The following is a 12,469-nucleotide window of genomic DNA, read 5'->3' as shown; positions in this document are numbered from 1 at the left end:
GGGCGTCGGGTTCGGTGCCACGCGAGTACACCCTTTGTTGCCCCACCGCGCCCCGCCCTGTCACGCCCCGGCCCGCCCCACCACGCCCCGCCCTGTCACGCCCCGGCCAGGCCCGCCCCGGTCCGGCCCCTCCTGCTCCCGGGCCTCCGCCTGCGTGGCTCGTGCTCAGGCGCCGGACGGGCCGGGCGGTGCTGGTGCCGGCGTCGTCGCCGGCAAGTACGGCGCACTCGACGGAAGGCCCAGGTCGGACGGGAGCAGGGATCCCACCCAGCAGTCCCGGCGCACGCCCTTGTTGGTGATCGCGGAGCGCAGTGTGCCCTCGATGGTGAAGCCCGCGCGTTCCGCCAGCGCGCGCGAGGGTGCGTTGCCCACTTCCGCGCGCCACTCCACGCGGTCGACGCAGGCTTGGAGGAAGGCCCAGTGGGAGGCGGCGCGGGCGGCCTCCGTCAGATAGCCGTTGCCGCGGTGCCGCTTCGTGCCCCAGAAGCCGATCTCGGCCGTGCCGAGGGAGCGCATGGTGATGCTGAGCATGCCCACCAGGTCCTCCCCTCCGGGGAGGAAGAGGCCCCAGGTGAACATCGAACCGTCGGCCCAGCCGTCGGGGACCACCTGCCGGGTGAAGCTCAGGGCGTGTTCGTGGAGGTAGGGGACGGGGATCGTGGTCCAGCGCTGGATGTCGGGGTCCTGGACTGCCGCGTACACGGCGTCGGTGTGCCGCGCGTCGACCGTGCGCAGGACGAGGCGGTCCGTGGTGAGCGTGACGGGATCCATCGGGTGATTCTGCTCAGACGGGCCGAAGGACGCCATCCTTTCTCCGTGCGTGAGCGGGTGATCACAATTCGCGCAATTCCTCGGCGGCACGCGGCACCATCCGCGAAGTCCGGCCGTTGTCCTTTTTGAAGGAGATTCGAAGCAGGCGCGTGAAGGAGTGGACGGTCGTCGTCCCGGCAGGGCCTCCCGGCGCGGTGGGGTCCTCGCATACGATGGCCGTTGCTCAGTAAGTCCCATGGAAACCGACCGTCCCAGGCCCGACCGGCAAGGAGACCAACCCCCGTGTCCGTCCTCTCCAAGATCATGCGTGCAGGCGAAGGCAAGATCCTGCGCAAGCTGCACCGCATCGCGGACCAGGTCAACTCCATCGAAGAGGACTTCGTCGACCTCTCCGACGCCGAGCTGCGGGCCCTCACCGATGAGTACAAGCAGCGGTACGCCGATGGCGAGAGCCTGGACGATCTGCTGCCCGAGGCGTTCGCCACCGTCCGCGAGGCCGCCAAGCGTGTCCTCGGACAGCGTCACTACGACGTCCAGATGATGGGCGGCGCCGCCCTGCATCTCGGCTATGTGGCCGAGATGAAGACCGGTGAGGGCAAGACCCTGGTCGGCACCCTGCCGGCGTATCTGAACGCCCTCTCCGGCCAGGGCGTCCACCTGATCACGGTCAACGACTACCTGGCCGAGCGTGACTCCGAGATGATGGGGCGCGTCCACAAGTTCCTCGGACTGGACGTCGGCTGCATCCTCGCCAACATGACGCCGGCCCAGCGTCGTGAGCAGTACAACTGCGACATCACGTACGGCACGAACAACGAGTTCGGCTTCGACTACCTGCGCGACAACATGGCGTGGTCCAAGGACGAACTCGTCCAGCGCGGCCACAACTTCGCCATCGTCGACGAGGTCGACTCCATCCTCGTCGACGAGGCCCGTACACCGCTGATCATCTCCGGTCCGGCCGACCAGGCCACCAAGTGGTACGGCGACTTCGCCAAGCTGGTCAAGCGCCTCAAGCGCGGTGAGGCGGGCAACCCGCTCAAGGGCATCGAGGAGACCGGCGACTACGAGGTCGACGAGAAGAAGCGCACGGTCGCCATCCACGAGTCCGGTGTCGCGAAGGTCGAGGACTGGCTGGGCATCGACAACCTCTACGAGTCGGTGAACACGCCGCTGGTGGGCTACCTGAACAACGCCATCAAGGCCAAGGAACTCTTCAAGGCGGACAAGGACTACGTCGTCATCGACGGCGAGGTCATGATCGTCGACGAGCACACCGGCCGTATCCTCGCCGGCCGCCGCTACAACGAGGGCATGCACCAGGCGATCGAGGCGAAGGAAGGGGTGGACATCAAGGACGAGAACCAGACACTCGCCACGATCACCCTGCAGAACTTCTTCCGCCTCTACAAGCGCCACGACCACAACGGCAAGGAGCTTCCCGGCCTCTGCGGCATGACCGGTACGGCCATGACCGAGGCCGCCGAGTTCCACCAGATCTACAAGCTCGGCGTGGTCCCGATCCCGACCAACCGGCCGATGGTCCGCAAGGACCAGTCGGACCTGATCTACCGCACCGAGGCCGCGAAGTTCGAGGCGGTCGTCGACGACATCGCCGAGAAGCACGAGAAGGGCCAGCCGATCCTCGTCGGTACGACGTCGGTCGAGAAGTCCGAGTACCTGTCGCGGCAGTTGTCCAAGCGCGGCATCCAGCACGAGGTGCTGAACGCGAAGCAGCACGACCGTGAGGCGACGATCGTCGCCCAGGCCGGCCGCAAGGGTGCCGTGACGGTCGCCACCAACATGGCCGGCCGCGGTACGGACATCAAGCTCGGCGGCAACCCCGAGGACCTCGCGGAGGCGGAGCTGCGGCAGCGCGGCCTCGACCCGGAGGAGCACATCGAGGAGTGGGCCGCGGCGCTGCCCGCCGCCCTGGAGAAGGCCGAGCAGGCGGTCAAGGCCGAGTTCGAAGAGGTCAAGGAACTCGGCGGGCTCTACGTCCTCGGTACCGAGCGGCACGAGTCGCGGCGTATCGACAACCAGCTGCGCGGCCGTTCCGGCCGTCAGGGCGACCCGGGCGAGTCCCGCTTCTACCTCTCCCTGGGCGACGACCTGATGCGCCTGTTCAAGGCCCAGATGGTCGAGCGCGTGATGTCGATGGCGAACGTCCCGGACGACGTGCCGATCGAGAACAAGATGGTCACGCGCGCGATCGCGTCGGCCCAGTCGCAGGTCGAGCAGCAGAACTTCGAGACCCGTAAGAACGTTCTGAAGTACGACGAGGTGCTCAACCGGCAGCGCGAGGTCATCTACGGCGAGCGCCGCCGGGTCCTGGAGGGCGAGGACCTGCACGAGCAGGTGCAGCACTTCATGGACGACACCATCGACGCGTACGTCGGCGCGGAGACCGCCGAGGGTTTCCCGGAGGACTGGGACCTCGACCGGCTGTGGGGCGCCTTCAAGCAGCTCTACCCGGTGAAGGTCACCGTCGAGGAGCTGGAGGAGGCGGCCGGCGACCGGGCCGGACTCACCGCCGAGTACATCTCCGAGTCCATCAAGGACGACATCCACGAGCAGTACGCGCAGCGCGAGGCCCAGCTCGGCTCCGAGATCATGCGTGAGCTGGAGCGCCGGGTCGTGCTGTCTGTCCTGGACCGCAAGTGGCGCGAGCACCTCTACGAGATGGACTACCTCCAGGAGGGCATCGGCCTGCGCGCGATGGCGCAGAAGGACCCGCTGGTCGAGTACCAGCGCGAGGGCTTCGACATGTTCACCGCCATGATGGAGGGCATCAAGGAGGAGTCCGTCGGCTACCTGTTCAACCTGGAGGTCCAGGTCGAGCAGCAGGTCGAGGAGGTCCCGGTCGAGGACGCCAAGCCGTCGCTCGACAAGCAGGACACCGTGCCGGCGCAGGCGGGTGGGCGTCCCGAGATCCGGGCCAAGGGCCTCGACGTCCCGCAGCGGCGGGAACTGCACTTCTCCGCGCCGACCGTGGACGGCGAGGGCGGCGTCATCGAGGGCGACTTCGCCGACGACGAGGAGCCGGTGCGCTCGCAGGCCGACGGCCTCACGCGCGCGGAGCGGCGCAAGCAGTCCCGCGGCGGGCGGCGACGCAAGAAGTGACGGTGCCGTTGCCGGTGCCTGCGGCGCCGTAGCGGCTTGAAGGGCCGGGTCACCTCTGGGTGCCCGGCCCTTCGGCATGCGGTGCCGCTCGGCGGGGTGGCCGGGGTGATCGGCGTCAGCCGGTGCGGAGTCGGTGTCCGTCGTGTCCGTCTGTCCGTGGTGTCAGGCGGTGTCTGTGTGCGGTCGGCGGGGGCCGCCCAGTTCCACCGCCGTGCAGCGCCAGCGCAGGTCACGGCCCTGTTCCAGGCGGAAGGCCATGGCGCGCAGCCGGCTGCCGGCGCCGATGCGGGCGAAGGCCTCGATGGCGCCGGGACGGGGGACGAAGTACCCGATGTCGCGGACCACCGGCGTGGTGCCCCGGGTGGTGCGCAGGGGGCCGCGTTCGGCGAGCCAGGCCAGTTCGTCGTAGGCGCGGCCCGCGGTGTGCCGGAGCATCGAGTGGACGGGGCGCCGGCCGCTGAGGACCGCGAGGAGGCGGTCGGCGAAGACGTCGGTGGGGCGGGGTTGGGGGACCGGCCGGGCCGGGGCTGTCGCTGTGGCGGTGGCCGTCCTCGCGGTCGTCTGCGGGGCTGTCGCCCTTGCCGGGCCAGTCGCCGTCGCCCTTGCCGTGCTCCCCACGTTCCCCGTGCTCGCCGTGCTCGGGCGTGTGCTGGTGGGCGTGGTGACGGCGGGCGCGGTCGAGGGGCGGGTGTCGGTGGGCCTGGTACGGAGGGCGGGACCACGACCGCCCGATGAGCCCGGCGGTCGGCCGTCGGGGGTCGTGGTGCGGACGGTGTCTCCGCCCGGCGTGCGCGGGGGTGCGCCGCCGGGGCGGCGGGGGTCGCGGCGGCCCGGCGGGCGGGCACCGGGGTGATGGCCGGCCCTGGTCATGACCTTGTTCATGGAGGTCCCCGTTCGATCGACCCGGAGATACCGGGCGGTAACTTCGTGCTTGGGGATCTTGTACGGGGCCGCGGGGTGCCAGGGCAAGGAGGACGGGGCGCGGGTCGGGGTGGCCGGGAGGTTCGCTTATCCGGGTGGTCCCGGCGGGGAAAGGCCTGGTGGAGAGGGTGCGCCGGGTGATTTTTGAGGCGTCGGGATGACGTCCGCGAGGGCATGGGCAGGGACTCGAAAGGGGACGCCCGCGCGTATCCTGAAGGCCCCCGGGAGGTGCGGGCTCGCCCTTCCGAGGACTCTGTTGTGGAGTCCGCGACCACGGAACCGACCACGAAAGCGGCCAGCCATGCGCGTCTACGTCCCCCTGACCCTTCCCGGTCTCGCCGAGGCGTACAAGACGGGAGAGCTGGGGACCGGGCCGTTCGTCGCGTACGCGGTCACGCCGGCGTTGCGCGAGTGGTACCTCTCCGACGACATCGAGGAACTCGAGTACGCGGCGCTGAACCGGGCCGCGCTGGCGTCCCTGCGGCTGCTGGCGGCGGACCCGGACGCGGCGCGGCGCCGGGTCGTGGTCGCCGTGGACGTGCCCGACGGAACGGCGACCGCCGATCCCGACCGGGCGCTGGATCCGGCGGCGCTCGGCGAGGTGCGGGTCGCCGGGACCGTACGGCTGGCCAAGGCGGCGGCCGTGCACGTCGACGCGGACGACGCGGAGGCGGACGTGACCGCCGCGGCGGAGGCCCTGGAGGCGGCGGACGGCGGGGACGACGACGCGCAGTTCGTCGTGGACGGGGCCGAGGACCACGAGCTGCTGTGGTTCGCGACGCAGGAGATCCCGAGGCTGGTGGGGCTGGGGGACTGAGGGGGCGGGTGTTCCCCCGGGCCGTCCTGTCTCTGGGCTGACCGGCCCCGGCCTGACCGGCCCCGGCCTGACCGGCCCCGGCCTGACCGGTCCCGGTTCTGACCGGTCCCGGTTCTGGACCGTCCCCCTCCGACCGGTGCCCCTCCGACCGGTCCCCCTCCGGGCCCGTCCCGGTCTGACCGCGCCCGCTGCCGAGGTGCGTGCGGCTGCCCCGTGCTGCGGGCCCCGGGTCGGGTCGCCATCGGTGGGCTCATGATTGTCAGTGGCGCCGGGTACCGTTTTTGCATGGGGAAGCAGACGGGCGCGCACATTGTCTGGGACTGGAACGGCACGCTGTTCCACGACAACGACGCGATCATCGGAGCGACGAACGCGGCGTTCGGCGAGCTGGGGCTGGCGCCGATCACGATCGAGCAGTACCGGGCGCTGTACTGCGTGCCGGTGCCGAAGTTCTACGAGCGGCTGATGGGGCGGTTGCCCACTGACGCCGAGTGGGAGGTCATGGACGCGACCTTCCACCGGTACTACACCGAGCACCGGGTGGGGTGCGGGCTCACGCCGGGAGTGGCGGAGCTGCTCACGGGGTGGCGGTCGGCGGGGCGGAGCCAGTCGATCCTGAGCATGTACGTCCATGACGAACTCGTCCCGCTGGTCCGGACGTTCGGAATCGAGGCGCATTTCCTGCGGGTGGACGGGCGGACCGGGCCGTCCGGGGGCAGCAAGGCCGAGCACATGGTGCGGCATCTGGCGGCGCTCGCGGAGGTGGAGCCGGCCCGCACGGTGGTGATCGGCGACGCGGCGGACGACGCGGTGGCGGCGCTGCACGTGGGGGCGCGGGCCGTGCTGTACACCGGCGGATCGCACAGCCGGGCCAGCCTCGAAGGGGTCGGGGTGCCCGTGGTGGACACGTTGGCGGAGGCGGTGGTGGAGGCGGAGCGGTTGGCGGCGTAGGCGGCGGGGGAGGGCCGGTCGGGCTGGGCGGGCATCTGGGGCCGGGCGGCCAGGGCGCGGGCCACGGCGACACGCTGCTGCCGGCCGCCGGAACGGTGCTGGGGGCACCGGGGGTGGTGCTCGGGAGGACTTGCGGTGGTGGCGTCGGCCGGTCGTGGGGTGGGTTTTCGCCCCCGCCGCCCCTTCCCTTCCCGTCCCTGGGGGCTGTCGCTCCCAGACCCCCGCTTCGGCCTGGACGGCCTCGTCCTCAAGCGCCGGACGGGCTGGTTACCTCTCCTTCCCGTTCCGGGGGCTGCATGGGCGGGCCGTCCTCAAGCGCCGGAGGGGCTGAAGAGGTGCGCGGGAGTCGCCCCTGCACGACTGGCCGGTTCCCGCTTTAGTGCGGAACGTCAAAGTTCCACCCCCGCTTTTGTACACATACGGCTCGTGACGAGGCACCTGTAAGGAGCGATAGCCTGGTGGCGTGATCAGCGCGATAGTTCGCGGGGGCGTTGTTGCCCCTGCCCTGCGCCCGGCGAGCACGGATTACCTCCGTGACCGGGCGGCGGTCGCTGGTCCTCGCGGGCGGGACGGGGTCGCAAGGACCCCCAGGACGCCGTACACACCCCGGGAACAGGCGGCGCGGAGATCAGCGTCACACCGTGCCGGCGTGCCGAGAATGGCTGATAACCCCCCGCTCATCTCACCTTGCGGCATAGCGTCGGAGCAGACCGGACACCCCGCGTCGCGGCGTCACGTCACAGGGGAAGAGACCGTACTTCCTTCTACGTCACGCAACGGCGCGCGACAGGAGCCAGAGGACAATGCAGACCAAGCTGGACGAAGCCAAGGCCGAGCTGCTCGAGAGGGCCGCACGGGTAGCTGAGAACAGCCCGGTCGGGGGGCACCTACCGACCGGGACGACGGACGAGAGCACCCCCGACCAGGACACCGTGCTCGCGTTCCTCCAGCGCTACTACCTGCACACCGCACCGGAGGACCTCACCGACCGCGACCCGGTCGACATCTTCGGAGCCGCGCTCTCGCACTACCGGCTGGCCGAGAACCGCCCGCAGGGCACGGCCAACGTGCGGGTCCACACGCCCACCGTGGAAGAGAACGGGTGGACCTGTAGCCATTCGGTCGTCGAGGTCGTCACCGACGACATGCCCTTCCTCGTCGACTCCGTCACCAACGAGCTGACGCGGCAGGGGCGCGGCATCCACGTCGTCATCCACCCGCAGGTCCTGGTCCGCCGCGATGTCACCGGCAAGCTCGTCGAGGTGCTCACCGCGCCGCTCACCGACGGCCTTCCGCACGACGGGCACGTCGAGTCCTGGATCCACGTCGAGATCGACCGCGAGACCGACCGCGACGACCTCAAGCAGATCACCGCCGACCTGCTGCGGGTCCTGTCCGACGTCCGCGAGGCCGTGGAGGACTGGGAGAAGATGCGGGACGCGGCCCTGCGCATGGCCGACGAACTGCCCCGCGAGCCCATCGCCCCCGATCTGCGCGAGCAGGAGACCGAGGAGGCCCGGGAACTGCTGCGCTGGCTGGCCGCCGACCACTTCACCTTCCTCGGGTACCGGGAGTACCAGCTCCGGGACGACGACTCGCTGGCGGCCGTACCGGGGACGGGCCTCGGCATTCTGCGGGCCGATCCGCAGCACGCGAGCGACGAGAGCCACCCCGTCAGCCCCTCCTTCGAGCGGCTGCCCGCCGACGCCCGCGCCAAGGCCCGCGAGCACAAGCTGCTCGTCCTGACCAAGGCCAACAGCCGGGCCACCGTGCACCGGCCGTCGTACCTCGACTACGTCGGCGTCAAGAAGTTCGACGAGAACGGCAACGTCGTCGGTGAACGGCGCTTCCTCGGACTGTTCTCGTCCGCCGCCTACACCGAGTCCGTGCGCAGGGTCCCGGTCGTCCGCCGCAAGGTCGAGGAGGTGCTGGAGCGCGCCGGGTTCTCGCCCAACAGCCACGACGGGCGCGACCTGCTCCAGATCCTGGAGACGTACCCGCGCGACGACCTGTTCCAGACTCCGGTCGACGAGCTGCAGGCCATCGTCACCTCCGTGCTCTACCTCCAGGAACGCCGGCGGCTGCGGCTCTACCTCCGGCAGGACGAGTACGGGCGCTACTACTCCGCGCTGGTCTACCTCCCGCGTGACCGCTACACGACCGGTGTCCGGCTGCGGATCATCGACATCCTCAAGGAGGAGCTCGGCGGCATCAGCGTCGACTTCAGCGCCTGGAACACCGAGTCGATCCTCTCCCGGCTGCACTTCGTCGTCCGGGTGCCGCAGGGCACCGAGCTGCCGCAGCTGTCCGACGCCGACAAGGAGCGCATCGAGGGGCGGCTGGTGGAGGCCGCGCGGTCCTGGGCCGACGGGTTCGCGGAGGCGCTGAACGCCGAGTTCGGCGAGGAACGCGCCGCCGAACTGCTGCGCCGCTACAACAACGCCATCCCCGAGGGCTACAAGGCCGACCACAACCCGCGCACCGCGGTCGCCGACCTCGCGCACCTCGAAGAGCTCAGCGAGGAGAAGGGCTTCTTCTCGCTCAGCCTGTACGAGCCCGTGGGCGCCGCCCCCGAGGAGCGCCGGTTCAAGATCTACCGCAAGGGCGAGTCGATCTCCCTGTCCGCGGTGCTGCCGGTCCTCAACCGGCTCGGTGTCGAGGTGATGGACGAGCGGCCGTACGAGCTGCGCTGCTCGGACCGCAGCATCGCGTGGGTCTACGACTTCGGGCTGCGCATGCCCCGGCCGAAGAGCGGCAGCGGCGACTACCTCGGGGACGACGCGCGCGAGCGCTTCCAGGACGCCTTCGCCGCCACCTGGACGGGCAAGGCGGAGAACGACGGCTTCAACGCCCTGGTGCTGAGCGCCGGGCTGACCTGGCGCCAGGCGGTGGTGCTGCGGGCGTACGCCAAGTACCTGCGGCAGGCGGGCTCCACGTTCAGCCAGGACTACATGGAGGACACCCTCCGCAACAACGTCCACACCACCCGGCTGCTCGTCTCGCTGTTCGAGGCGCGGATGTCGCCGGACCGGCAGCGGGCGGGGCACGAGATCGTCGACGCGCTGCTCGAGGAGGTCGACGCCGCGCTCGACCAGGTGGCGTCGCTGGACGAGGACCGGATCCTGCGGTCCTTCCTGACCGTCATCAAGGCGACCCTGCGCACCAACTTCTTCCAGGAGGCGGAAGGCGGCCGGCCGCACGAGTACGTGTCCATGAAGTTCGACCCGCAGGCCATCCCGGACCTGCCGGCGCCGCGCCCGGCGTTCGAGATCTGGGTGTACTCGCCGCGCGTGGAGGGGGTGCACCTCAGGTTCGGCAAGGTCGCGCGCGGTGGTCTGCGCTGGTCCGACCGGCGGGAGGACTTCCGGACCGAGATCCTCGGCCTGGTCAAGGCGCAGATGGTGAAGAACACCGTCATCGTGCCGGTGGGCGCCAAGGGCGGCTTCGTCGCCAAGCAGCTGCCCGACCCGAGCGTGGACCGGGACGCGTGGCTGGCGGAGGGCATCCGCAGCTACCGGACCTTCATCTCGGCGCTGCTGGACATCACCGACAACATGGTCGCCGGTGAGGTCGTGCCGCCCGCCGACGTCGTCCGGCACGACGAGGACGACACCTACCTGGTGGTCGCCGCAGACAAGGGCACCGCGACCTTCTCCGACATCGCCAACGAGGTCGCGCAGAGCTACAACTTCTGGCTCGGTGACGCCTTCGCCTCCGGCGGCTCCGCCGGATACGACCACAAGGGCATGGGCATCACCGCCCGCGGCGCCTGGGAGTCCGTCAAGCGGCACTTCCGCGAGCTGGGCGTGAACACGCAGGCCGAGGACTTCACGGTGGTCGGCATCGGCGACATGTCCGGTGACGTGTTCGGCAACGGCATGCTGCTGAGCGAGCACATCCGCCTGGTCGCCGCCTTCGACCACCGGCACATCTTCATCGACCCGAAGCCGGATGCGGCCACCTCCTTCGCCGAGCGCCGCCGCATCTTCGAGCTGCCCCGCTCCAGCTGGGCCGACTACGACACCGGCCTCATCTCCTCCGGCGGCGGCGTCTTCCCCCGGACCGCCAAGGCGATCCCGGTCAACGCGCACATCCGCGAGGCCCTCGGCATCGAGGAGAAGATCTCCAAGATGACCCCGGCCGACCTGATGAAGGCGATCCTCAAGGCGCCGGTGGACCTGCTGTGGAACGGCGGCATCGGTACGTACGTCAAGGCGTCGACCGAGACCCACGCCGACGTCGGTGACAAGGCCAACGACCCGATCCGCGTGGACGGCGCCGACCTGCGGGTCAGGGTCGTCGGCGAGGGCGGCAACCTCGGCCTGACCCAGCTCGGCCGGATCGAGTTCGCGCTGCGCGGCGGCAAGATCAACAGCGATGCCATCGACAACAGCGCGGGCGTGGACACCTCCGACCACGAGGTGAACATCAAGATCCTGCTCAACGGCCTGGTCGTGGACGGCGACATGACCGTCAAGCAGCGCAACAAGCTGCTCGCCGAGATGACCGACGAGGTCGGCGGCCTGGTCCTGCGCAACAACTACGCGCAGAACACCGCCATCGCCAACGCGCTGGCCCAGTCCAAGGACATGCTCCACGCCCAGCAGCGCTACCTGCGCCACCTGGTGCGCGAGGGCCGGCTGGACCGGGCCCTGGAGTTCCTGCCCACCGACCGCCAGATCCGCGAGCGGCTGAACACCGGGCAGGGTCTCACCAGCCCGGAGACGGCCGTGCTGCTGGCGTACACGAAGATCACCGTGGCCGAGGAACTGCTGCACACCTCGCTGCCGGACGACCCGTACCTGCGCGGCCTGCTGCACACGTACTTCCCGGCCGCGTTGCGCGAGAGGTTCCCCGAGCGCATCGACGGCCACCCGCTGCACCGTGAGATCACCACGACCGTGCTGGTCAACGACACGGTCAACACCGGCGGTACGACGTATCTGCACCGCCTGCGGGAGGAGACCGGCGCCTCGCTGGAGGAGATCGTGCGGGCGCAGACCGTGGCCCGCGCCATCTTCCGCTCCGGCGTGGTGTGGGACGCGGTGGAGGCACTCGACAACCGGGTCGAGGCCGCCGTACTGACCCGGATCCGCCTGCACTCGCGCCGCCTGGTGGAGCGTGGCACGCGCTGGCTGCTCAACAACCGGCCGCAGCCGTTGCAGCTCGCCGAGACCGTCGACTTCTTCGTCGAGCGGGTCGAGCAGGTGTGGTCGCAGCTGCCGAAGCTGCTGCGGGGCGCGGACGCGGAGTGGTACCAGAAGATCTACGACGAGCTCACCGGCGCCGGCGTCCCGGACGAGGTCGCCACCCGGGTGGCCGGGTTCTCCTCGGCCTTCCCGACGCTCGACATCGTCTCGGTGGCCGACCGCATGGGCCGGGACCCGATGGACGTCGCCGAGGTGTACTACGACCTCGCCGACCGGCTCCACATCACCCAGTTGATGGACCGCATCATCGAGCTGCCCCGGGCCGACCGCTGGCAGTCCATGGCCCGCGCCTCCATCCGCGAGGACCTGTACGCGGCCCACTCGGCGCTGACGGCCGACGTGCTCGCGGTGGGCAACGGCACGTCGACGCCCGAGCAGCGGTTCAAGGCGTGGGAGGAGAAGAACGCGCCGATCCTGAGCCGGGCGCGGACGACTCTGGACGAGATCCAGAGCTCGGACTCGTTCGACCTGGCGAATCTGTCCGTGGCCATGCGGACGATGCGGACGCTGTTGCGGGCGCATTCGTAGGCAGTGGTTCGGTGACCGTCGGGGCGCCCTGGGCCGTTGCGGCCCGGGGCGCCCTTTCGTGGTGCGCCCATGGAGGGCTTCGAGTGTCGAGTGGAGGACTTGGCGTTTCCGGCTGAGGCTTGGGACGTGACTGTGAATGCCTCCGAGG

The 12,469-nt window shown here is 70.2% G+C and carries 6 protein-coding genes; 4 read left to right on the top strand and 2 right to left on the bottom strand.

Translation table 11 applies throughout. From position 1 onward, the window contains the following. Positions 1-165: 165 nt before the first annotated feature. Complete coding sequence (locus QQS16_RS17730) at positions 166-771, bottom strand: GNAT family N-acetyltransferase (RefSeq protein ID WP_286062774.1); 606 nt, start codon at positions 769-771, stop codon at positions 166-168. Between the two features lie 282 nt (positions 772-1,053). Here QQS16_RS17730 and secA point away from each other — a divergent pair, with 282 nt between their 5' ends. After that, entirely contained in the window at positions 1,054-3,894 is a 2,841-nt protein-coding gene (gene secA, locus QQS16_RS17725; RefSeq protein ID WP_286062773.1) for a preprotein translocase subunit SecA, read from the top strand. Between the two features lie 162 nt (positions 3,895-4,056). Here secA and QQS16_RS17720 read toward each other — a convergent pair whose 3' ends face one another. Continuing rightward, a complete protein-coding gene (locus tag QQS16_RS17720; RefSeq protein ID WP_286062771.1) occupies positions 4,057-4,776 on the bottom strand; it encodes an Rv3235 family protein in 720 nt (239 codons plus the stop codon). A 340-nt stretch (positions 4,777-5,116) separates the two neighbouring features. Here QQS16_RS17720 and QQS16_RS17715 point away from each other — a divergent pair, with 340 nt between their 5' ends. The 3 genes from QQS16_RS17715 (at position 5,117) to QQS16_RS17705 (ending at position 12,321) form a co-directional block, all read left to right on the top strand. Then, positions 5,117-5,632 carry a DUF6912 family protein gene (locus tag QQS16_RS17715; RefSeq protein WP_286062770.1) on the top strand — a complete coding sequence of 172 codons (516 nt, stop codon included), beginning with the start codon at positions 5,117-5,119 and terminating at the stop codon, positions 5,630-5,632. A gap of 285 nt (positions 5,633-5,917) precedes the next feature. Further along, positions 5,918-6,583, top strand: coding sequence for an HAD family hydrolase (locus QQS16_RS17710; protein ID WP_286062769.1), 666 nt, complete (start codon positions 5,918-5,920; stop codon positions 6,581-6,583). 803 nt (positions 6,584-7,386) lie between these two features. Beyond that, a complete protein-coding gene (locus QQS16_RS17705; protein ID WP_286062767.1) occupies positions 7,387-12,321 on the top strand; it encodes an NAD-glutamate dehydrogenase in 4,935 nt (1,644 codons plus the stop codon). The last annotated feature ends 148 nt before the right edge of the window (positions 12,322-12,469 follow it).

This window comes from Streptomyces sp. ALI-76-A, from assembly GCF_030287445.1.
In the GTDB taxonomy this organism is placed as follows: Bacteria; Actinomycetota; Actinomycetes; order Streptomycetales; family Streptomycetaceae; genus Streptomyces.
Note: the sequence above shows the minus strand (reverse complement) of the source record. Positions and strands in the feature narration are given on the sequence as shown.